17 protein-coding genes, 1 tRNA gene and 1 pseudogene are annotated in these 22,188 nt (G+C 60.3%); 3 read left to right on the forward strand and 16 right to left on the reverse strand.

Going from position 1 to position 22,188, the window contains the following annotated elements; all coding sequences use genetic code 11:
- Positions 1-121: 121 nt before the first annotated feature.
- Positions 122-2,457 (forward strand): annotated as a pseudogene (locus IPK65_07515) (SEC-C domain-containing protein).
- A 17-nt stretch (positions 2,458-2,474) separates the two neighbouring features.
- Here the strand turns inward: IPK65_07515 and IPK65_07520 are convergent.
- Together IPK65_07520 and IPK65_07525 are read right to left on the reverse strand one after the other, a co-directional pair.
- Positions 2,475-2,828 carry a helix-turn-helix transcriptional regulator gene (locus tag IPK65_07520; GenBank protein MBK8162982.1) on the reverse strand — a complete coding sequence of 118 codons (354 nt, stop codon included), beginning with the start codon at positions 2,826-2,828 and terminating at the stop codon, positions 2,475-2,477.
- Positions 2,829-3,003: 175 nt separating this feature from the next.
- Entirely contained in the window at positions 3,004-3,441 is a 438-nt protein-coding gene (locus IPK65_07525; protein ID MBK8162983.1) for a group 1 truncated hemoglobin, read from the reverse strand.
- A gap of 71 nt (positions 3,442-3,512) precedes the next feature.
- On the opposite strand from IPK65_07525, the gene IPK65_07530 reads away from it, so the two are divergent.
- A complete protein-coding gene (locus IPK65_07530) occupies positions 3,513-3,653 on the forward strand; it encodes a hypothetical protein (protein ID MBK8162984.1) in 141 nt (46 codons plus the stop codon).
- 186 nt (positions 3,654-3,839) lie between these two features.
- On the opposite strand, the gene IPK65_07535 is transcribed toward IPK65_07530, so the two are convergent.
- The 14 genes from IPK65_07535 to IPK65_07600 all read right to left on the reverse strand — a co-directional run bounded on the left by IPK65_07535 (position 3,840) and on the right by IPK65_07600 (position 19,544).
- Positions 3,840-4,286, reverse strand: a complete 447-nt coding sequence (locus tag IPK65_07535) for a hypothetical protein (GenBank protein ID MBK8162985.1) — start codon at positions 4,284-4,286, stop codon at positions 3,840-3,842.
- Between the two features lie 451 nt (positions 4,287-4,737).
- Positions 4,738-5,937 (reverse strand): hypothetical protein, encoded by a 1,200-nt coding sequence (locus IPK65_07540; GenBank protein MBK8162986.1) that lies wholly within the window; start codon positions 5,935-5,937, stop codon positions 4,738-4,740.
- A 151-nt stretch (positions 5,938-6,088) separates the two neighbouring features.
- On the reverse strand, positions 6,089-6,241 hold the full coding sequence (locus IPK65_07545; GenBank protein ID MBK8162987.1) for a hypothetical protein: 153 nt from the start codon (positions 6,239-6,241) through the stop codon (positions 6,089-6,091).
- 194 nt (positions 6,242-6,435) lie between these two features.
- Positions 6,436-6,657, reverse strand: a complete 222-nt coding sequence (locus tag IPK65_07550) for a hypothetical protein (protein MBK8162988.1) — start codon at positions 6,655-6,657, stop codon at positions 6,436-6,438.
- Positions 6,658-6,671: 14 nt separating this feature from the next.
- Positions 6,672-8,516 (reverse strand): carbamoyltransferase, encoded by a 1,845-nt coding sequence (locus IPK65_07555; protein MBK8162989.1) that lies wholly within the window; start codon positions 8,514-8,516, stop codon positions 6,672-6,674.
- Positions 8,517-8,731: 215 nt separating this feature from the next.
- A complete protein-coding gene (gene pgaD, locus IPK65_07560; protein MBK8162990.1) occupies positions 8,732-9,178 on the reverse strand; it encodes a poly-beta-1,6-N-acetyl-D-glucosamine biosynthesis protein PgaD in 447 nt (148 codons plus the stop codon).
- On the reverse strand, positions 9,175-10,419 hold the full coding sequence (gene pgaC, locus IPK65_07565) for a poly-beta-1,6 N-acetyl-D-glucosamine synthase (GenBank protein ID MBK8162991.1): 1,245 nt from the start codon (positions 10,417-10,419) through the stop codon (positions 9,175-9,177). Before pgaC ends, pgaD begins: the two co-directional genes overlap by 4 nt.
- Positions 10,420-10,443: 24 nt before the next feature.
- Positions 10,444-12,396, reverse strand: coding sequence for a poly-beta-1,6-N-acetyl-D-glucosamine N-deacetylase PgaB (gene pgaB / locus IPK65_07570; protein MBK8162992.1), 1,953 nt, complete (start codon positions 12,394-12,396; stop codon positions 10,444-10,446).
- Between the two features lies 1 nt (position 12,397).
- Complete coding sequence (gene pgaA, locus IPK65_07575; protein ID MBK8162993.1) at positions 12,398-14,845, reverse strand: poly-beta-1,6 N-acetyl-D-glucosamine export porin PgaA; 2,448 nt, start codon at positions 14,843-14,845, stop codon at positions 12,398-12,400.
- A 78-nt stretch (positions 14,846-14,923) separates the two neighbouring features.
- Positions 14,924-15,202, reverse strand: a complete 279-nt coding sequence (locus IPK65_07580; GenBank protein ID MBK8162994.1) for a hypothetical protein — start codon at positions 15,200-15,202, stop codon at positions 14,924-14,926.
- Positions 15,203-15,276: 74 nt separating this feature from the next.
- On the reverse strand, positions 15,277-16,353 hold the full coding sequence (locus IPK65_07585) for a MinD/ParA family protein (protein ID MBK8162995.1): 1,077 nt from the start codon (positions 16,351-16,353) through the stop codon (positions 15,277-15,279).
- Between the two features lie 228 nt (positions 16,354-16,581).
- Positions 16,582-18,561 carry a bifunctional aldolase/short-chain dehydrogenase gene (locus IPK65_07590; protein ID MBK8162996.1) on the reverse strand — a complete coding sequence of 660 codons (1,980 nt, stop codon included), beginning with the start codon at positions 18,559-18,561 and terminating at the stop codon, positions 16,582-16,584.
- Positions 18,562-19,118: 557 nt separating this feature from the next.
- Positions 19,119-19,195, reverse strand: a tRNA-Arg gene (locus IPK65_07595).
- A gap of 127 nt (positions 19,196-19,322) precedes the next feature.
- Positions 19,323-19,544, reverse strand: coding sequence for a hypothetical protein (locus IPK65_07600; protein ID MBK8162997.1), 222 nt, complete (start codon positions 19,542-19,544; stop codon positions 19,323-19,325).
- 796 nt (positions 19,545-20,340) lie between these two features.
- Between IPK65_07600 and IPK65_07605 the strand changes: the two genes are divergently transcribed.
- Positions 20,341-22,185 carry a copper resistance system multicopper oxidase gene (locus IPK65_07605; GenBank protein ID MBK8162998.1) on the forward strand — a complete coding sequence of 615 codons (1,845 nt, stop codon included), beginning with the start codon at positions 20,341-20,343 and terminating at the stop codon, positions 22,183-22,185.
- Positions 22,186-22,188: the final 3 nt, after the last annotated feature.

A 22,188-nucleotide genomic window follows, 5' to 3' on the forward strand; every position in this document is an offset into this window, starting at 1 on the left:
CAAGATACAAGGATATCCTTTCGTGTACCCGTAACCCCCTGTGTTACTTGAACGGTGGAAGGTCGTCTGAGCTAGCTGCCTGGTACGGATCGAGGCTTCAGCAACATCAGGAATAAGTGTTATGGATGAAAAAAAACGAAAAGAGACTGCTGCTTCCTTGTTGAAAGACATGGAAACGACTGCGGCTCGAATGCGCGCACTGATTGTCGCGATGTCCCCGCATGATCTGCTTGGATATATATACGCCCAACACATGATGAAAGCGATGGCAGACCAGAGCGTCGCCGATGAGGAACGGGAAGCGGACGGCCCGGATGACCTGATCAATGAAAACCAGTTTCTCCTAGAGTACGTGCACGCGGTGCTCGCGTCAGATGCAGCCCCTGCGGACGTGACATTCGACGAAGCTCGATGCGCCGAGTTGTATGAACTTGGCCGTAAACTGCGAGATCAGGCCATGTTTTTCGCCATGGCCACGTCCACCGATGTTAAGGAAGGCGTCTTTGGTCCCGACACGGCCGACATTGAATTCCGCGCCAAATCGACCTGGGTCATGCTACGCGGGAACCGCTACCAAGTTTTGGAAGGCGAGTTCTACCGCTACGTTTTGGCACCTCACAATGATGTCCTGAAAGAAGTGTATGGCGTCGGCGCCGCCGATATCGCGGAAGGCTTCCAGGCCATGGCTGACGCCACGCGTTCTGGGCATGCCGACGCTATCACGGAGATGATGAAGCAGTTTGAAGCGGCGCAGGCCTTCGCTGTGGCCCAGGACAAGCCTCTGGAAGACGCCATGGAGGCGTGGGTTGCGGCCAATAAGGAACAGTCGGTATCCGCCGGGCGGGCGGTGGATGATATGTTTCGGGGCGGCATCACCAACGTGAGCCGTCACACGACGCTACCCCCGAAGCTCTTGGCAGACTTGGCGTACCGGCGCGGAGAAGAAACCGAGTTCTTCGCAGCGGGCGATTTTGCGGGGACACCCTATCGGACACTGCCTGCCCGGAAGAAACCCCTAATTCAGCTTGGATCGGACTACTACGCCGTCGACCCGTGCTTCGCCCGTGATGCGGGGTATCGTGCGCTCCTCTACAACCTCCTTCAGCGAAAACCGGATTACAAGAAGACCTTTGAAGATCGGCAGAAGACAATGAGCGAAGCTGCCTTCGCCGACATTCTGGCTGCCCAGCTTCCCGGCGCCACAGTCTTCCAGGAGGTCTACTACAAGGACCCTGCCAGCAAGCAGTGGTCCGAAAACGACACCCTCATCCTAGTCGATGACGTGCTGTTCCTGGTTGAAGCCAAGGCCGGCGCGGCCGCCACCATCGCATCGCCAGCGCTTGATTTCGGCCGCCACGCCCAGTCCGTACAGGATTTGATACTCAAGGCCTACAAGCAATGTGAACGCTTCTTCAACTATCTGAATTCGGCGGATGAAGTGCCGCTCTACCACTTGGCGGACGGCAAATACGAAGAGTGCGGCCGTGTCCGCCGCTCCGACTACCGCGTGATGGTGCCGATAGGGTTGACGGTCGAGTCATTCTCGCCCTTTTCTACATACTGCAAGGAACTACCGAAGATTGAGCCACTACTTGGAAGGCATGCCTTCGTTTCGCTGTCCGTCGACGACCTATTTGTGCTCAAGCGTCTCCTACCCACCCCCGGCGAATTTTTTCACTACATGGAGGTACGGCAGGCCGTGGCGGGGATGCGCCGGGCCCATCTCTTTGACGAGTTTGACCATCTGGGCGCGTACCTGAAGAAGAACCGCTTCGATCAGGACATTGCTGAGCAGCTAAAAGGATAGCAAGGTGAACACGCTTATCTGGGACGGCATGAGCGACATCGTCGACAGGAGCTTCGAGGGTGAAGACTGGGAAAGCGGGCCGTTTCCGACGCAGGACTTCCCGGAGGAGGTGCTGAAGCTGCTTGGGGCGCTCGACGCCACCCGAGCACGCGGGTGGCTTTCAGCAGAGAGCCATATCCGTGACCTTGGAGAGGAAGGCCGGAATAATCTGGCCAAGATGCTGTCCGACCTTCGCCAAACCCTGAACCAGCACCCCGCTCGCTACTTTATTCTGGCCGGGGACGGCGAGCCACTCTTCGTTTGGCTTCAACGACACGACCACCAAATTGACTGGACCAGGATGAATGACAAGGCCAGCGCAGCTGCATTGGCCCTCAAGACTTCTAACGTTATCGGCGTCATGGCAGAGGTTAGTGCCAACGGAACCTACCATCGGGCACAGTCTTTCGCGGTCCACGTACCGACAGAGCGAACGGAAGAAAACGCCCACATCTACGAATACGCCGCGCGATTGGCTCAACCCACGCGGGCGGTAAACCTCAATCAGCCGAGAGGCGTCGCTCCTCCTGAGTAGACCAAAAAAGCCGGGGCTGAATGATCCGTGTCCGTGCGGCAGTGATGTAAAGTACAAGAGATGTCTTGGTCGTTAAATGCGGAAGAAAAGGGGTCAGGGCCCTTTGTTTGCTAACTCATTATTCTCTGAATCTGTTGTCAATGACTCTTTGCCCTGATTCCTTCGCCACACCCCCGGCGGCACCCCCGCTAGCCTCTTGAACGCCCGCGTAAACGCTGGCTCCGATTCGTAACCTACCTCCAGCGCGATCGAGACGACCGGCGCGCGGCTGTTGCGCAACAGATTCGACGCCACCTGCATGCGCCACTGCGTGAGGTATTGCATGGGTGGCTGGCCGATGACCTGGACGAAGCGTTCGAAGAATGCCGAGCGGGACAGCGCGGCCTCGGAGTCGAGTGCTTTCACCGTCCAGGGGCGGGCTGCCCGTGGATCAGCGCCAGCGCGCATCCAGAATATTGAGTTACTGGATTCCCGCGTTCGCGGGAATGACGAATTAATAGGAGCTTCCCTGAATGATCAGGAGGACATCATGAATACAGGAAATGTGTACCAAGGCAGCTGCTTCTGCGGCGCAGGCTACGCGAAAGGTCCGGTGAGCTCTGAAATCCGGATTTCCCGTTTTTCAATGCGCGGCCTCCCCGGGATCAGGAATCACCACCGGCCGTTCATACTTGAGGTCGATCGCATCGAAGGCCGCCAGTGATTTCTTGACGATCTGCCGGTGGAAGGCGCTGTCGATCCGCAGCCAGCGGCGGATATGTTCCTTGGTAACGCCGGCTTCTTGCAGTGATTCACGCAGTAAGTTCTGGCGCAGCTCGAAGAGTTCGGGGGGGATGTACATGCGGCGGTGGGCCAGTTCCAGGTCCATGCCCGGATAGCGGATGTCGCCGCCGAACTTCTCGCCCATGAACTGGGTCTGGCGCAGTTCGATGATCTTCTGGTCGTGGCCCTTGAAGAACTGGCCGAGCCAGGGATGGGCGTAGACCTTGTCGTAGAAGATCTTGTGCACCTTCTCCAGCGTCGGCAGCCCGCCGATGGCCTCATACAGTGTCTGCTTCATGCGGGACTCCCGGGTGGCTTCTCCCTTTTTAAACCCGCATAATGATTACGTCAATTATCCGGGAGGTATTCATGAAGATCTGGCTGGTGATGAAACTGGCGCTGAACGATCCGCAGCACAAGGTCTATATATTGGGGCGCATTCATCCCGGAGTGATGCGCTCAGGCATCGGAAGGAAGTGGAAAGTCCCGGCCAGCACACCACGCACCTGATCGAGGTGGATGTCGACCAGCGACAGGCGCCGATCCTGGTCGGTGCGTCGCTGGATGGCGAGCCCAGCGAGTGCCGGCACAATCCGCCCAATGGCTGATGCGTCACCGGGATAGGCGCGCGCCGGGATGTGTGCCCGTGCGGGTGCCGTGAAGGGGATGCGAGATTCGCGGCGGCGGGCAGCCGGGTCAGGAACGCTCGGCAAGATCCGGATACCGGATCCAGTTCGCGGCCAGGGTGACGCGAATGATGTGCAGGGCGCTTCGTATCACTCCGACGATGCCGACGATGGCCAATACGTTCAGCACCACGGATAGTGCGCTGAGATGGCCGAGCATGGGCCAGCCGAAAGCCGCGGACATCATGCCGATGAATCCCCACAGGCCTGCGAGCAGGACCTGGTTGCTCGGATCGATGTGGGTGAGCCTGTTCCGCGTCAGGTTGTGGACGGCCATCGCGTGCAGAACGCCGTCCGCGATGTTTCCGGCCACGAGCACCTTGTCGCCGCGTCCGACATTGCTCGTCAGGTCGGAGTGCAGTTTGATCTTGCCCTGCGCGAGACGGCACTCGACGGCGCCGCCAGAATCGGGCGTTGTCAGATCCTCGACGATGCCGCGCCATATGGCCATTTCCATGTAGTTTCTCCGGGTACGCAAGTCCGTTGTATGAGGTCAGCCATGGGAGAGGATACAGGAAAAATCCGGATCGGCGAGCAGATCTGGACAATGTGTCCGCCGGTATTGGTGACCAAGGTGCCGGAGCGCTCGAATGCGGGGAGGGAGTCGACATCCTTTAACGTAATGCCATCGAATGGGTGCGAGCATTTTTTGCTGAATTACTAAATCATTCTGGCCAGAGCGGCCTTTGATATGGCAGAGAAGGTCCGCGACAAACTGCGATGCATTCGACTTCCGTGACCTGATCACCAGCCCGCCCTGATCGGGAAAACACCTGCTGTTCTACGCGCACGGCGGGCTCAATTCGGTGGATGGATGCACCCTCCGTGTCGGCAGGTGGAGGGATGTCTTCAAGTCAAACGGGATTGCCGAACAGCATTACATACGGGAGACCGGATAATTCGCCCGGTTATCTGGCGAGGAATTTCGTCCAGTAATTTTGATACATGGCGGTCGCATAGGCGTGATATCCGGCCGTAACAGGGTGCCCATCATCGTCCTTGGTGTATATCTCACCGGATTCATTGAGTGCGCTGATAACGGCAGGGGCGGCATCTACTGTCGGGATATCAAGTGTATTAAGGAAGGCGGATAACTCCGATTTCAGAAAAATTTCGTTCTCAAATGCCTTCTCATAGTAATCGGGAAGATTGATATTCCTGTCGCGCAGGTAGTCATGAAACGCGAGTTCTTTCGACGGGATGAACATTATGACCAGCGTGGCGCCAGCGCGGTTACTTTTTTCCGCCATCCTGCGAATAATTTTCTTGGTTGCTTCCAGGCTTCTGGAGACCTCGGTCTCTTCGGGGTCCATGTATTTTCCATGTTCTTTGACCAGGTAGCGTGAAATCAAGGTTGAGTTCTTGTCATCGTCGACCACGATGTACTTGTTCATGCTCCGTTTTACAAGCGTGCGCTCAAGGGCGGGTTTGGCCCTGTCCCAGAGTGCCCACAGATGCGAATTTTTGAGGATTTCAGCTATGCCTGGACTCGAGTTCTCACTGTGTGCATTCTCAGTACGCGCATCCTTGACGTCAGCCGCGTCACAATATGCGAGATTCAGTTCTTCCGTTGAATAATTTTCCTTCCAGTACGGCGCCATTCGATACGCGTAACAAATGTCCTTGAGATCATTAGCAAGGTAGAGGCCCAGCATGATGTGTCGGGGCTTGAATTCCATTGCCCGGTCCACCAGGTAGGCATATTGGAGTATCCCGTATCCGCCGATGCCCATGTTATAGACGGATTGTCCGGTCAGGCGGGATATCTGGCTTGGCCAGTTGTCCGACATGGGTACGTTGTAACCATACGTGTGGGAGTCGCCGAGCGTAACTATGTCGACATGACCTGAAACTTCGCTTTTTCCGTTGCGAAAACCTTTGCCATCGATCTCGGGATAATCGGTCGGCATGCGATTGACAAGAATGTCGTCCCGGATCATCTCCTGTGTAAGTTGCCGAGGGGGTATTCCCAGAAGGTGGAGAGCAAGTTCAACAAACAGCAATGCGACCAATGTCGTGGTCAGCAGCAGAATAAGGTTTTTCAGGTTGGTGGATGCAGACATGTCATATGCTCGGAATGTTTCCATGACCTGCTGTTGGTAGGCCATGGAGCCGGCATCCTTGATTGACTGTTCTGCCGGCCAGAAATGATGAGCATGACACGGCCAGACAGTCGGGCGAAATCCAGTAGCGTTCGCTGGCGCGAAATGAAATCTGTTGCATGCTGGCCAGTCTTTGACGCCGGGGGTCAGGCCAGGCTCAGAACAGGGTATAGATGAACGGCGCGATAGCGGAGCCCTGTCCCAGGACGATCAGGCCACCCAGCAGCACCATAATCAGGATCACGGGTGCGAGCCAGAATTTTTTCCGTTCACGCATGAAGGCCCACAGATCGGATAATAGGTCCAGCATTAGAATGGCTTCTCCATGTCTTTCGGTGCCCGGACGTGGCTCGATATCCTGTAAGAGGGTTGATCAGTCATTTTTCTGCGCATCGGATCATGATTGATGCGCATGATGAATCCGATGGGCGTTACTATTATATAGAAAAGCACGGCGAGGATGATACGGGTATTAATAAATCCCATGATATGGCCGAATCGCATTCATAGCTTGTAGATGGGGCGGCGCAGTATCGGGGTCGCCAGCGCCAGGAGTGCGAATGCGCCACCGATGATCCAGGGCCATGCGCGAAAGGCCCCGTCAAACAACCAGGGCAGGAGCAGTCCGAACAGGATGACAATCACCCCTCCCATGAGCAGACCGTAGCTGCGCAGCGCCTTGCGATCCGGGTCAGTGGTGGGTATTGCTTCCGATTTCTGATTCATGACCGGCCTCAGAGTTAATCGAGTTCGAATTCGGTTTTCCACGAGTCGTCTTTCTCGTGTGCCGGTTGGTCCGATTTGGCCAATATGTAGTTTTCCAGCACAAGATAATCCATTTCCGTGCGCATGAAGCATCGGTAGGCATCTTCCGGAGTGCAGACGATCGGTTCGCCTCGGACATTGAAAGAAGTGTTGACCAGGACTGGGCATCCGGTTTTCTTGTGGAACGCCTGGAGCAAAGCGTGATAACGCGGATTGGTTTCACTATGTACGGTCTGGATGCGCGCAGAGTAATCGACATGAGTGATTGCGGGCAGGTTGGAACGGGGTACGTTCAGTTTTTCTATGCCGAATAGTTGCTGCTGTTCAGCAGTCATGGGTATACGGATGTTCTCCTGCACCGGCGCGGTAATCAGCATATACGGGCTGGGCCCGGCGTGGATAAAGTAATCGGAGACATGATCCGACAGTACGGACGGGGCGAAGGGGCGAAATGATTCACGGTATTTTATCTTCAGGTTCATAGTAGATTGCATGCGGGTATTGCGCGGATCGCCAATGATCGAGCGTCCACCCAGAGCCCTTGGACCGAATTCCATGCGTCCCTGCATCCAGCCCACGATGTTTCCTTGTGACAGGACATCTGCCATGAAATCGAACAATTCGCTGTCTTCCAGCCGGCGATATCGGGCGCCGGATTTATCCAGCCATACCCCGATCTCGTCATTCCTGAACCTGGGCCCCAGGTAGGAGCCCATCATCCCATCCAGTTTTCCGTTGAGGTGTCGTTTCTTGCCTAGATAGACGTGCCAGGTCGCAAGCGCCGCCCCCAGTGCGCCACCGGCATCACCAGCGGCGGGCTGTATCCAGATACCTTTGAACGGACCCTCGCGCAAGAGACGACCGTTCGCGACGCAGTTCAGGGCAACGCCACCTGCCAGGCAGAGGTAATCGTTACCGGTTTCGCGGTGAACGTTGTTCGCCAGTCGTAGCACCACTTCTTCAGTTACCGCCTGAATCGATCTGGCCATATCCATGTGCTTTTGTTCCAGTGGCGATTCAGGCGCCCGCGGAGGGCCGCCGAACAGCTCATGGAACCGGTCATTGGTCATGGTGAGGCCGGTGGCATAGTTGAAATAATCCATGTTCAGATGGAAGCTGCCGTCTTCCTTGACATCTAGGATATGTTCACGAATCAGGGAGGCGTATTTCGGCTCTCCGTAAGGCGCCAGGCCCATGAGCTTGTATTCGCCCGAGTTGACCTTGAATCCAGTGTAGTAAGTAAACGCAGAGTAGAGCAGGCCGAGTGAATGGGGGAAGTCGATTTCCCAGAGTGGTGTCAGGTTATTGCCATTGCCTTGCCAGACTGAACTGGTTGCCCATTCACCGACGCCGTCCAGGCACATGACAGCGGCGCTTTCGTAGGGGCTGGGAAAGAATGCGCTGGCGGCATGCGACTGGTGATGTTCTGTGAACAGAAGATCAGGCAATTGGCGCTTATCCATGTCCCCGAGCTCTGCCAGATCCTTGCGCAGTTGATGCTTGAGGTAGAGCTTTTCCTTCAGCCACAGCGGCATGGAGGAGAGGAACGACTTGAACCCCGCCGGCGCAAAGGAAAGATAGGTTTCCAGCAGGCGCTCGAATTTCAGCAGCGGTTTATCGTAGAAAACAATATGATCCACGCCGGACAGGGAAATGCCGGCTTCGCGCAGACAGTATCTGATTGCATGCTGTGGAAAGCGCGCATCGTGCTTCTTGCGTGAAAAGCGCTCTTCCTGCGCAGCCGCGATGATATCGCCATCACAGACCAGTGCAGCCGCGCTATCATGGTAGAAGCCTGAGATACCGAGAATCGTAGTCATAAAGATATAACGCCAGGATCAAGCTGAAATAGTTGAGGTCGGGGTTGTTCAGGCTTCATTAGGCCTGATAAGAAAACTTTCATCGTAAAGATTGCCCCCGATGTCCATGACGGTTATCGGCAGAATGTAGTATTACTTTCAGGTTTTGGCGCATACTACTACAGTCTGAAGCCACTGGTAAGTGGCTTTGACCGGTTCCCGCCGGACAAGGGTTGTCACCCCACCCGTATATCCTTCACTTGCCCATGTTCGTCATGATCGATCACCACGTGTTTGGCGTAGCGCGCGAGTTCGAGCTGTTCCGGCTTGAGGGCATAGAACGATCCCACTTCCTCGGGGGTGACGACGGTCGAGACGCGGCGCTTTTCCCGGCCGCGGAAGCGCATCTGGTTGTACCAGGCCCAGCCGGCGAGCAGCGCACCCATGACGAGTATGATGATGGAATACAGGCCGAGCAGCTCGATCAGCGCATCAAGTCCGCTGCGCATGATCATGGCCTGATAGAAACGCTCGGCGCCGAACAGCCAGGCGAGCAGGCTGACGATGGGGATCCACAGGTAGAACCAGATGATCCAGAAGAACAGGGTGAGCGCGGCGAAGGCGTAGCGCTGGCGCGGGGTCTGCAACTCGGGATTCTCGATAATCAGCGGTCGCTTGCTCATGGTTTCAATCCTCGGTCGGGGCTGACCCAGGTGGCGCGGGCGCCGCGCCGTTTCATGATGGCCCTGGGGGCGGCCACCACGGCGGTGAGCACGTTGAGCAGCCAGTACACCACCGGGTACCAGATCATCCAGTAGTAGACCCTGCCGATGCCGCGCTCGAAGCGGGCGTCGATCAGCAGCGCGACGGCGAACTGCAGCATGCAGGTGATGCCGAGCACCACGCCGCTCCAGCCCGGCAGTACTGTGGCGACGTGCATGCCGGGCGGCAGGTCGACGAACTTGCCGATCAGGTAGAGCAGGATCACCACGATCATCAGGTAGGCCCAGATCACGCTGGTGAGGTACTCGAGGTAGACCATCCACATGCGGCGCTTGCGCCAGCTTGTGACCTGGGGCAGGTACTTCAGGAACACCTCCATGCCGCCCTGTGCCCAGCGCAGGCGCTGGCGCCACAGGCCGCGCAGTGTCTCCGGCATCAGGATCCAGCACAGCGCGTTGGGCTCGAAGCGGATGTCCCAGCGGTTGAGCTGCAGGTTCCAGCTGATGTCGATGTCGTCGGTGACCATGTCGAGGTTCCAGTAGCCGACGTTGTGCAGCGCGCTCTTGCGGAAGGCGGAAACTACGCCGGAAACGGTGAACACGCGGCCGTAGATGCGCTGCGCGCGCTTGATCATGCCGATGATGGCGGAGAATTCCCCGACCTGGATCTTGCCGAGCAGGGTGGAGCGGGTGCGCACGCGCGGGTTGCCGGTGACGGCGCCGACGCGCGGGCCGTTGACGAAGTGCTGCATGATCCACGCCGTGGCGTGATGGTCGAGCAGGGCGTCGCCGTCGATGCAGACCAGGAACTCGTGGTTCGATGCCATGGCTCCCATGCGCAGCGCCATGGCCTTGCCCTGGTTGCTCGCCAGGTGGATGACGCGCAGGCGGTGGTGTTTTTCCGCCAGACGGTCGAGGATCTCGCCGGTGTTGTCCTTGCTGCCGTCGTCGATGGCGATGATCTCGAACTCCGGATACTGCTGGTTCGCCAGGTATTCAATGGTTTCCTCGACGTTTTCGCCCTCGTTGTGGCAGGGCACCAGGAAGGAGACGCCGGGATACTCCTCGAGTTTCGGCGGCTGGTCGATGCGCTTACTGATGTCGAGCTCCCAGTGCACGAAATAATAGAGCGCGCCGACCATCCACAGGTAGGCCATGAAGAGCGGGTAATAGAACTCGAAGTAGAGTATTCCGCTGGTCAGCTTTGTGAAGAATTCCGCCACGCCTTACTCCGGATACGGATAGGTGTTGAGCGACATCGCGGGCCTGATGCCGGCGATCGCGGGATGTCCGGCGATGAAGTCGTCGGGGTAATAGCCGAAATGCCGCACGCCGAGGCGGCGCAGCACGTCCATCTGGTCGCGCAGCGTTCCCGTCTCTACCGGAGACTTGTCACGCCAGTCGACGCTCTGGAGCTCGAACACGGTCTTCGAGAGTCCGTTGATTTCGCGGGAGACGCGCGCGACCAGTGTTTCGAGCCAGGCATGCGGGTCCGACTGCGCCTCCAGGTAGGGCATGGCGAGGATCGCCGTGTAGTCGTAATGTTCGAGCGTGAGCGCCAGCGACTGCGCGAAGCGCGCCTCCGCGGACGGGTCCAACGCGACCGGGGCGTAGAGGTTGCGCGCGGTCCTGATGTGCGGCTGGTACACGCGCACGCGCGCAGCGAGGTCGTCGGTCCACCTGATCAGTGCGCGGGTCTTGCGCCGCGTCCACTCCTGCAGCAGTTCAGGCGCGGCGCGGATACCGGCGATTGAGGATGGCAGGCCCCATTCGCCTTTATAGACTTCGAGCGCGGCGGCGGAGGCGTCCTCGTCCTCGGCGAGCGTGGCATCGTCGTGGAACAGCAGGCCAGCGATGTGGGCATGCACGGCGAGGTCTTCGTAGATGTCGCCGACGAACGCGCGCGCCTCCGCGCTGAAGGGCGAGAGGCGCGGATAGCGCGGCGCATGCGCGTTATCCGCCGCGTCGCGCATTACCCTCTGACCATGCAGCGGACTGCCATCCTCCGGCACGTATGCGAGCACCGGCAGCCAGGCGTAGACCTTGACGCCGGCGCGGGTGGCGAGCTGCCAGGCGACGCGGTTGAACAGGTCGGCACGCATCGGCAGGTGACGGTTGGGGAAGTACAGCGCATCGGCACTGCCATCGCCGTCCGGATCGGCGAAGGCCTGCAGGTACACCGTGTTGATGTTGAGCGCCTTGATGCGGTCGAGCAGGTGGTCGAGATTGCGTTCCTGCTGCGCCGGATCGGGGTCGTAGACGTAGTCGAGATCGACCTGCACGACGCGGAGCGCAGGGCCGCGCAACGGCTCGTTGAGGGTCTCAATCAGGGTGTCGAGGGTCGCGCGATGCGTGATCAGCGCGCGCCGGATCACGCCGACGTCGCGGGCGCTGTTGCCGCCGTGGTCGCCGAGGTCGAAGCTCAGCGGCATGCCGTGTTCGGCGGCGAGCGCGGTCAGCGCGTCGTTGTAGCGGCCGTAGGGCCATACCATGGCGCGCGGCCGATGTCCCGTGCGGCGCTCGATGACGCGTACACTCTTCGCCAGGTCGGCGCCGACCCGTTTCAGGTAGGCCGCATCGTCTTCGTAGGTTTTGCCCTTCGCGTCGTAGGCCCGAGTGACGGCGGCGGGTTGCAGATTGCCCTGCGGATTGCCGGCGATGCCGTGATGCAGGTCGTAACTGTGCGAGGCGATGGCCACCAGGCCGGAGTCTGCCATTTCCTTTATCTGCGCCCAGGTCATGAAGCCCGTGCGCGGGATCGGCATGTCGCCGTAACTTACCTGGCTGCCGGCCGGCTGGTCGATCCACGCCGCCATCGGCGCCACTACGGCGGGATAGCGGAACAGCCTGAGCAGCGGAAAGACGCGCGTGTAGGTGCTGGCGTAGCCATCGTCGAAGGTCAGCAGCACGGCGTTGTCGGGCAGCGGTCTGAGACCTTCGCGCGCTGCCGCGATGTCGTCCAGACTGACCGGCTGATAGTCGTGCTCGCGCAGCCAGGCGAACTGGGCGACGAGATCGGCCGTGGCGATGGTGACGGCGTCCCCGAGGCGGTCGCGCACGGGGTCATCCTGCACGTCGTGGTAACTCAGGACAGTGAATTCATCCGCGGCCCGTGCGGCGGGCAGGGCCGCCGGCAGGAGCAGGATCAGTGCGGCGATGAGTCGTGTCAGGGCGTGCATGTCAGACGCGCCAGCCAAGATTGAGGTAGAGCGTGGTCAGGTGTTCGGGCGTGCCGTCGTAGACGCGGCGTGCGCGGATCAGGCCGTAGCCGAGTTCAAAGCGGTCGTGCGGATTCCAGCGCTGCTCGTACTGTGCTGCCCAGATCGTGTCGGAGTCGAAGTCCTCCTGGCGATAGTTTCCGACGCTGAGCGCGAGGCGGTGACGGAAGGAGTGTTCATAGCGCCGGTACAGCAGCCATTCGTTGTTCAGGGTGAAATCGACCGAGACGTCGCTCGCCGGATTGAAGTAGGGCGCGCCTTCTCGCGTGTTGCGCGAGGCGTAGACGCCGAGCAGGCCGTCCATGCGGAAGTGCGGGCGCGTCATCAGGCGCTGGGCGCCGCGCGCGTTCGCCGCGGTGCGCAGGTTGTCGTCGCTGAAATCGACACGCTGCAGGCCGGCATGCGCGCTGCGTCCCTCGTGCGCGCGCCAGTCGGTGCCGAGGTCGATCGACCAGCCGTCGATGTCCTCGTTGAGGCGGCCGCGCAGCGGTATCGCGTCACTCCAGGTGTCGGCGCCCGCGGTGAAGGACCAGTAGTCCGAGGGACTCCAGCGCCCGCTGACAGCAAGTCCTGCGTTGACGCTGTCGCCTGCGTCGCGGTCCAGTTCCGCCGTCGCCATGACGTCGCGCGCGCGATATTCGACCCCGGCGCCGATGCGCCGGTAGGTCGCGTCGCCTTCGGGGAATTCTGCCTGCTCGAAATGATGATGCAGGAAGGGCCGGTAGTGGTACCTGATCGGCGCGCCGTAGATCCAGCCGTCGAAACCCAGGTCCTCGCTGCCTTCCTGCGCACCCGAGCTTTCCGTGCGCGACGCCTCGAGGCGGAGCTCGCGCAGGTTGTGCAGTTCCCACTCGTGCGCCAGAGTGGCGGTAGCGCCGCTGTACGGGGCCGTCGCGCGCAGATCCTTGAGTACCGCGTCCGCCGCGGGGTAGTCGCCGAGGCTGAGAAGCGCGAGGCCGTGTCCTGCGCGCGCGTCCGGCAGGTTCGCGGGCCGGCCGTTGCGGGCGATCGCGTACTCGCCCAGAGCGCGGCGCGGCCAGCCGCGCCAGCGGTAGATCGTGGCCAGCGCGGTGTGCAATTCGGCATTCATCGGTGCCTGTTCCGCGAGCGGGGCGAGCCGGTGCTCGGCCTCGGGCAGGTTGTCGGCGAACGCGCGCGCGTAGGCGGCGGTGAGGTCTGCGCGCAGCCTGGCGGAATTGGGTCGGTGGTCCGGCGGCTCGCCCAGCCATGCCGGTTCTTCGGCGGCGAGCGCGTCGATCAGCGTCAGCGCGCTGTCGAAGTCCTCGCCCTCGATATAGGCGTAGAACAGGGACAGGCGGGTGGTGAAGTCGCCCGGATCCTGTTCGAGCGCGCGCCGGTACAGGTCGCTCGCCTGTTCCGGCTGGCGCAGCGCGAGGTAGGTATCGCCCGCGGTGATGAGAACATAGGTCGGTACCTCGACATCCGCTGCGATGCGGGTCTCGTACAGGTCGATGGCCTCACGGTTGCGGCCGCGCTCATGCAGTGAAACGAGCAGGTCGTAGCGCACCTGGCGCGCGTGCGGCGTATCGCCCTGGGCGCCGGCTTCGAGGAAGTCCAGCTCCTTGCGCATATCGAGAATCGCCTTGAATGACTCGCGTCTGGGCGCGGTTTCCGATGTCGCGGGCAGGCGGCTCCAGCGTATCGTAAAGGCCTGTTTGTCGCGTTCGATCGCATCGCGTTCGTCCGGGCTGAGAAGTTCCGGCGCCGCATCGGCCAGGTCGGCGGCGAGATGCGGCGCGCCCAGGCGGTACGCGGTCAGTATCCTGCCGCGTCGCGCGTCGCGGTTGGCGAGATCGATGCCCAGCATCCGGTCGTAGGTGTGCAGGGCCTGGAAGGGCAGGCCCTGGCTCTGCTGGACATAGGCGAGCGCGCCGAGCACCTCAAGGTCTCTGGGGCTGGAGGCATCGAGTCTGTCCACGATCTCGCGCGCCTCCTCGACGTCGCCGTTGTCGGCCAGGCTGAGGGCGAGTCCGACGCGGCTCGCGGTACTGGACGGGTCGCGTTCGAGCGCGGTCCGGTAGATGCGGATGGCGAGCGGATATTCCCGCTCGTTGCGCGCCGATTTTCCCAGGGCGTCGAGTGAATACGAGGGGATATCCGCCAGATCTAGGGCGGCGGCACGGTCCAGCGCCTCGCGGTCACGTTCTGCCCAGCCGAGCACAGCGATGTAGTCGTAGAGATACTGCCGGTTGTCGGGATGGCGTTCAACCAGCGCGCCGAGCTGCTCCAGCGCCTCGGCGAGATTACCCGCGCGTGCGAGGCGCAGGGCCGCCTGGTATTCCTGCTCCGGGGTGGCGGCGGACGGTTGCGGCTGCCACGCGAGTGCGAGGATGCCCAGCAGGACCGCGACGAGGCATGTCGGCGGACGGCGGAAACGGGCGTGGGGCACGGGGCGTGGGTTGTTGTTCAAACTTCTCATTCTGGATGACGACCGGCGCAAGCTTGGATGACTGTGCGCGTTGGTGGATCAGTTCACGGATTTCGCGTCATCCCTGCCTGGCCCGGGATGACGGAGATCTTCATCCACTTCCCTGCCATTCTGTCCTTGCTCTTCAGCGAACGGCGAACCCTTCCCGGCGGGGACGAGTTCTCGGTTGATATATGTGTACAGGCGGTTCAAGGCCTGATGCAGCAACGTTTCTTCCGCCTGGATGCGCTCCGCCGAGCGACGGTATTCGAGCAGGATTGTATCCTGTTCCGACGGCGACGTGGTCGGCGTTTCGCGTCGCGGCGCCGGTTCGCTCACGTGCCGGCCGAGGAGCGTCTCGAGTCTGGCGCTCAGCCCATGCGATTCGGTCTCAGGGCGAGTCCCTGCCTCGCTCAGTGCCAGCAGCTGGTCGATGGCGACGGGGAGGGTATGAAAGCGCGCATGGTAGGCGCGCAGCAGCGTCTCCAGCGCGCGCGTGAGCTCCTCTTCGGGTACGGACGGATCCTGCACCAGCTCGTTGGCATGCGCCCAGATCTGGTCCGGAGATTCCTGCCAGCCCGCGGGCAATTCCGGACCGGGGGTTGCGATCCGGCCGTCGGTGCGGGGGCCGTGGTCAGGCCATTCCAGTACGCGCTGAAGCTGTGGGGCTGGGTCGTGCCGGAGAACTGCTTGCTCAGGACGGTGGCCAGGGTGGTGAAACAGCGGCTGGCAAGCGACTCCGGGTGTTCCAGCAGGACCGGGCGCTGTGCGCTGACGGAGGTGCGGATCGCCTTGTCCTCGGTGATGTAGCCTAAGTAGTGCACCTTCATATTGAGGTACTTCTTGACGGCGGCCTCGAAGCGCTTGAACACCTCCATGCTGTTGGCGTAGTTGATTGCCATGTTGACCAGCACATAGACCGGGTGTTCGTAGTTGCGCCGCCGGAGCACGCGGAGCAGGGCGAAGGCGTCGGTCAGAGACGTCGGCTCGGTCGAGATCACGACGATGGCATACTGCGCGGACTGTACGAAAGACAGTACCGTGTCGCCGATTCCCGCGGCCGTGTCGATGAGGATGTAGTCGAAACGGTCTTCCAGCGATTCGAGGGCGGCAATGAGGCGGTCCCGCTGGTCCTGGTCGAGATTGGCGCATTCCGCGATTCCGGAGGCGGCGGGGATGACCATAACGCCCTCCGGCCCCTCGACCATGATCTCGTCCACCGTGCGCTCGCCAGCGAGCAGGTGCTCTACGGTGTATTCGACACTCAGACCCATCACGATGTTGATATTGGCGAGGCTGGTGTCGGCGTCGAAGATGCAGACGCGGTTGCCGTGTTTGGCCAGCGCGATGGCGAGGTTACTGGTGACGTTGGTCTTGCCGACGCCACCCTTGCCGCTGGTAATGGCGATGACCTTGGGGTACTGGGTGTCGGCCGGTTGACGCGTCGATGAACGCGCGGGCCTGGGTGGCTTGATGGGGAAGATGTTCATGGTCCGGATGCGATCTCTATATGACTGAGTCCGTTTCCTCTGTGCCAAGACGAAAGTCCGTGCTGGCCATCCTGGATTGCAGATCACCGAAACCCGATCCGCCATGTTCAGAAAATGTTTTTAGTATTAGCGATTGAGCATTGAAATTGTATCACTTTTTTATGGAAGATTGGGAGGTTCGTATGATGTGATGACCGGTTCGGCCGATGTCCTGGGCGGTCAGCATGCTCATATAACACGGTCATTGCCGCCGTCCAGGGGGACCTGGGCCCCGGTCGTCTTGGCGAAGAGAGGGCCGCACATGGCAATCGCCATATCGGCAACGTCCCGTGACTGTATCTCGGTCTTCAGGATATTTTTTCTCTTGTAATTTTCGACAGTTAAGCCGTAATTCTTCGCTCTGGCCTGAAGTACTTCGTCGGTCCAGATTGCAGTATCGAAGACCGCGTCCGGGTGGATGGAATTGACGCGTATACCGTCCTCCCCCCATTCCAGTGCCGCCACGCGGGCAAGCTGGGTAAGTGCGGCCTTGGAGGAGGAATAGGCGGCGACCCCGGGGCCCGGTGCCATGACGTTCTTGGAACCGATGATGACGACGCGCCCGCCGCGCGGCGACAGCTTCAGCAGGGGGTGAGTCTCACGCAGGAGGTTGAGGTTGGCGTCCAGGTTGATGTCGAAGACGCGGCGCCATTCGCGGCTGTCGAGCGAGTCTAGGCGCCGGCTCGCCGGGAAGATGCCGGCGTTGAGTACCAGCATGTCCAGTCCGCCGAAGCGCCGGACCGCAGTCTCAAGGGCGGCGGCCAGCTGGTCTTCCTGCGTGACGTCGCAAGTCAGTCCAAGATAGGCGGCATGGCGCGAGGCGCTTTCGACGCCCGCATCGATGTCGAGGCCGATGACCGCGGCGCCCTGTTTCAGGAAATGCTCGGCGCAGGCCTTGCCTATGCCGGAGGCCGCTCCGGTGATCAGCGCCACCTCTCCGGCGAAGGGCGGCGGGGCGCCGGCCGACTTGAGCTTGGCCTGCTCGAGGTCCCAGTACTCGACGTCGAAGATGTCTCTGGCAGGCAGGGCCTGATAGCCTCCGAGCACGTGCGCCCGCAGCAGGATCTCGATGGTGTGACCGTATATGTCCGCTACGATACCCGCGTCCTTCGCGCTGCGGCCGAGCGCGCAGACTCCGAACTCAGGATCCAGGATGACGCGCGGCGCCGGGTCGAGCATGGTCTTTTTGTCGCGCGCCTGCGGGGCGTGCTCATCGAAGTAGCGCTTGTACGCGGCAACATAGGCCTCGACATCGCGTCCGAGCAGCGGGATGCGCTTGGTGCGTATGACATGGTCCGGCGTGGCGGGACCTTGCTGGGTCAGCGTCGCCAGATCGGGGCGCTGCGCGAAGTCCAGGCTGCGGTCGTCGCGGTGGCACACCAGCAGCAACGGGAATCCCGCGGCGCGTGATGCGTCCCGACGCAGGGTGGCGATGTCGAGGCGCAAAGCCGCCCCTGTGGCTGCGCGTCGCGGTGAAGGGTCAGGCAGGTCCCAGGCACGCTGGCCCTTCAGGTAGTTCTCCGCCCGCGACACCAGCTCGATCATGCGCTCATAGGATTCTTTTGCCGTTTGTCCAAATGAAAAAATACCATGATTCATCAGCACCATGCCGATTGTTTTTGATGTTGATTCTGCTGAGAATCGTTCCCCGCACAGGCGCGCCAGGTCGAAGCCCGGCATCACGTAGGGGATGACCACGACATCGTCGCCGAACACTTCGGCGATGCGTTCACGTCCCTTGGCCGTATTGGTGATGGCGATAATGGCGTCCGCGTGGGTGTGGTCGACGTACTTGTGCGGGATGACCGCGTGCAGTATCGCCTCGACCGAGGGCGTGGGCGCGCTCGCCTTGGTCATATGCGTGCGCAGCTCGTTGACCATCTGCATATCGCCCAGTGCAGGCAGCCGGGCTAGGGCGATCAGGTGATCGAGATTGGCGGCTGGAAAGCCCGCCTCTTCTATGGTCTCGAGGTCCCATCCGCTGCCTTTGACATACAGGATCTCCTCGTGGTTGCCGAGGATATTCCGCACCGTTTCCTTGACCGAGGTGTTGCCACCGCCGTGCAGCACCAGAGAGGGGTCCAGCCCAAGCAGGCGGGAGGTGTATACGCGCAAGGCCAGCGGACTTGTGAATGCCGCTGCCTCCTGGTTATTCCAACGGTTGAGCATGTGCTGCAAACCTTTTGATTGTAATTGATTGTTTGTGCGCAAGTATCATGTGTCGTTGATCAGATCCCGGGTATTGCCGCCAGGTCGCGCCCATCCGCAAGAGTAGAAATTCTACAATAGTTTTCGCTCACGTGACCGAACGTCCGCGTATCTGTCACCCTGGCGCGTTCAGTCTCCGTTTCAATAGGAAGCAATTTGGATTCTTTATAAACAGCCCGCACGAGGTTCGGGCGTTATACACAGAACGGGATGCGGGGAGGAAACGGCGCCAATTCACCATCAATTTCGTGAACTGAAAAGAGGGGGATACGAGTTCCCTATATAACTAGCTGTCGGTCAAAGAAAATATACATGAACAAAATATGAACAAATTAATAAAATTATAAGACAAGATGGGTGATTTTCGATTTATTAAAAAGTTATCCACAATGTTATGCACTGATTTTGTGGATAAGAAATTTTATTATTTACTTCAATCAGCTTGGATAGTGAATTCGTGAAAGAGATGAGATAGGAGGTCGGTGTCAGAACCAGAGGATGTTGTGGTTTGGTGTCACTGGCGCCCCGGAGACGATTTGAACGTCCGACCTTCCCCTTAGGAGGGGGATGCTCTATCCAGCTGAGCTACCGGGGCATGGATGGATTTGCAGGCGATTATAGCAACAACATGCCGGGCTTCGCCCAAGAATCGGGTCTGAGAGAAGCCCGGCTGTTACTTCGATTATGCCTGCTGCCCATGATTCATGGGCGTCCAGGCGCCCTCAATGTTCTTCGTACTCATCCTTGAAATCAAAATCGGCGATATTCTGCTTCAGTCGTTTCCGTTCCATATGGCGCTCTATAGATTTGCGTACATTGTCAGAGCGTAGCGGGACGTCCTTGCGTTCTTCGACATCCAGGATTTCTTCGAGATTGGTTTCTTCGAGGAAGTTCTTGTCATTCTTGTTCAGACACACATAAGTGTGCGACGATTTAGTCCCCATGGTCCCCCCTTGATGTGGATGTTTCTTGTTCGATTTCGTTTACATGCCAATGAACCTTCATGCCCGATGCTAAGTCAGGCGATTGCCTCGTTCTGTGAGCCATTTCACAGATACTGGAAAAAACGGCAGCCGTTTTTGGGCTCAGGAGGGGGAGTGAGGTCGAGGTCTAGCAGATCGGGATCCGGCATACTCATATATATCTCTGCGAATCTCCGGTTCACCGGAATTTGTCGGTCTGATCCGGCTTGGTTATAGTCTCCCTGGTCTCAACAGCCGAAAGGTGCAGGGTGCCAAATCAGCGGGTTCAGCGCAGGGTGGTCGCAGTGCTTGCCATGTTGGCGTTGTTGTTGCGACTGGCGATGCCCGTCGCCCTCGCCCAGAGCCATGCCGCCCATGCCGACCTGGGAGGGGGGGATCATGCCCCGTCTTCGGTGCTGGCGTCCGGGCACGACCACTGCTCGCCTGCTGCCGAACCCGTCGCTGTCAGCGGGGACGACGCTGGCGGTTTCTGTGCTCATTGCGGGGGAGGCGCCTGCTGCATGGCCGGCTGTGTCCCCGTGATTGTTGACCCTGCCAGGCTCCTGCTGCCGCATACAGCGATGGTTTACCCGCCTCGCGATTTTGCCCTCCATCAGTCCTCTTCCGCCGAGTCGTTGTACCGCCCGCCAATACGCCTCTAGATCTGCATCGGTCTGCATGCCGCGTCCTACGGGTGGCGGCATATCAACAGATTGGTTTTCGGGATCGGCCGTAACTCATGTGCCTTCCCGGTTCCTATTCGATCAGGGGGTCTGCGATGTCCATCAAGTCAGTTGCACCCGGTCGCGGGTGCGTATCCCATGCACGCCGACGCTTTGTGCTCGGCGCTCTCTCGGCCGGGGCGCTGACCGTCGCCGGTCGCGCCGGCTGGGTCCGTGCGGGAACCACACCCTTCGACAATCAGATAACGTTATCCGGCAGGAGCTTCGACCTGGATGTTGGATACCTTCCGGTTGACTTCACGGGGCGCGGGCGCGTCGCGACCGCGGTCAACGGCATGCTGCCCGCGCCGATCCTGCGCTGGCGGGAGGGCGACCGGGTGAACCTGCGGGTGACCAACCGCCTCGCCGTCGACACCTCCATCCACTGGCACGGGATCATCCTTCCCACGGATATGGACGGGGTGCCGGGATTGAGCTTCCACGGAATCCGTCCGGGCGAGACCTTCGAATACAGTTTCCAGGTTCGACAGAGCGGTACGTACTGGTACCACAGCCACTCCAACTTTCAGGAGCAGACCGGGTTGTATGGCCCCATCGTGATCGACCCGCTGAGACCCGAGCCGTACGGCTATGACCGCGACTACGTAGTGATGCTGTCCGACTGGTCGGACGAAGAGCCGGGTGAGATTTTCGCCCGGCTGAAAAAGCACAGCGATTTCTACAATCAGAATCCGCGCACGGCCGTCGACCTGTGGGATGAAATCCGGGCGAAAGGCGTTGCCGCGGCATGGCGGGACCGTGCCATGTGGAACGAGATGCGCATGAGCGACCGTGACCTCTCCGACGTGACGGGCTACACCTACACCTTCCTGATGAACGGCCGGACGCCCGCCGATGGATGGACTGGAATGTTCCGGCCCGGCGAAAAGCTGCGTCTGCGATTCATCAACGGGTCCGCGATGACCTTCTTTGATGTCCGCATCCCCGGATTGAAGATGACGGTCATCGCCGCTGACGGCCAGAACGTCGAGTCCGTGACCGTTGACGAATTTCGTATCGGCGTGGCCGAGACCTACGACGTTCTGGTCGAACCGGAGGGTGACAGCGCCTACACGATCTTCGCCCAGGCGATCGATCGTTCCGGCTACGCGCGCGGACTGATCACGCCCGATCCCGCGCTGCGCGCGGACGTACCTGCGCTGGATCCACTGCCGGTGCTTACCCATGCGGACATGGGCATGGCGCACGGCGGAGAGCACGCTGGACATGATGCGCACTCCATGGGGCACACCACGCATGGCATGGGTCACGAGGGCATGGAGGCGGACACGGGCGGAATGGACCACGGCATGCACGACGATGCAGGCGCCATGCCGTCCGCGCCGGAGATGGGCTCGGGACAGGCCGGGCATGGCAGCAGCAGCGACGTGCGGCATCCGCGCAGCGAGCGGGGACCGCAGACGGACATGCGTGCCGACGCCCCGCGTTATCGCCTGGAAGACCCGGGGCCTGGCCTGCGCGACAACGGGCGGCGCGTGCTGACCTACGCGGACCTGCGCAACCTGCGGGATACGCCGGATCCGCGTGAACCCGGGCGCGAGATCGAATTGCACCTGACCGGAAACATGAGCCGCTACATGTGGTCATTCGACGGCGTATCCTTCGCCGACGCGGAGCCGCTGCGCTTCGCGTACGGAGAACGGCTGCGCATCACCCTCGTCAATGACACCATGATGAGTCATCCGATCCACCTTCACGGCATGTGGAGCGACCTCGAGACCGGTGACGGCGACTACCTCCCGCGCAAGCATACGGTTGTCGTGCAGCCGGGAGCGAAGCTCAGCTATCTCGTGAGCGCTGATGCGAAGGGGCGCTGGGCATACCACTGCCACTTGCTCTATCACATGATGGGCATGTTCCGCGAGGTCCGCGTCGATTGAGGA

It is taken from the genome of Gammaproteobacteria bacterium (assembly GCA_016712635.1).
Lineage (GTDB): Bacteria > Pseudomonadota > Gammaproteobacteria > SZUA-140 > SZUA-140 > JADJWH01.

Excerpts from the sequence above, each read along its gene's own strand:
- IPK65_07520 (MBK8162982.1), bottom strand. The coding sequence starts at position 2,828 with ATGCGCGCTGGCGCTGATCCACGGGCAGCCCGCCCCTGGACGGTGAAA.
- IPK65_07525 (MBK8162983.1), bottom strand. The coding sequence starts at position 3,441 with ATGAAGCAGACACTGTATGAGGCCATCGGCGGGCTGCCGACGCTGGAG.
- IPK65_07530 (MBK8162984.1), top strand. The coding sequence starts at position 3,513 with ATGAAGATCTGGCTGGTGATGAAACTGGCGCTGAACGATCCGCAGCAC.
- IPK65_07535 (MBK8162985.1), bottom strand. The coding sequence starts at position 4,286 with ATGGAAATGGCCATATGGCGCGGCATCGTCGAGGATCTGACAACGCCC.
- IPK65_07540 (MBK8162986.1), bottom strand. The coding sequence starts at position 5,937 with ATGGCCTACCAACAGCAGGTCATGGAAACATTCCGAGCATATGACATG.
- IPK65_07545 (MBK8162987.1), bottom strand. The coding sequence starts at position 6,241 with ATGCTGGACCTATTATCCGATCTGTGGGCCTTCATGCGTGAACGGAAA.
- IPK65_07550 (MBK8162988.1), bottom strand. The coding sequence starts at position 6,657 with ATGAATCAGAAATCGGAAGCAATACCCACCACTGACCCGGATCGCAAG.
- IPK65_07555 (MBK8162989.1), bottom strand. The coding sequence starts at position 8,516 with ATGACTACGATTCTCGGTATCTCAGGCTTCTACCATGATAGCGCGGCT.
- pgaD (MBK8162990.1), bottom strand. The coding sequence starts at position 9,178 with ATGAGCAAGCGACCGCTGATTATCGAGAATCCCGAGTTGCAGACCCCG.
- pgaB (MBK8162992.1), bottom strand. The coding sequence starts at position 12,396 with ATGCACGCCCTGACACGACTCATCGCCGCACTGATCCTGCTCCTGCCG.
- IPK65_07585 (MBK8162995.1), bottom strand. The coding sequence starts at position 16,353 with ATGAACATCTTCCCCATCAAGCCACCCAGGCCCGCGCGTTCATCGACG.
- IPK65_07590 (MBK8162996.1), bottom strand. The coding sequence starts at position 18,561 with ATGCTCAACCGTTGGAATAACCAGGAGGCAGCGGCATTCACAAGTCCG.
- IPK65_07600 (MBK8162997.1), bottom strand. The coding sequence starts at position 19,544 with ATGGGGACTAAATCGTCGCACACTTATGTGTGTCTGAACAAGAATGAC.
- IPK65_07605 (MBK8162998.1), top strand. The coding sequence starts at position 20,341 with ATGTCCATCAAGTCAGTTGCACCCGGTCGCGGGTGCGTATCCCATGCA.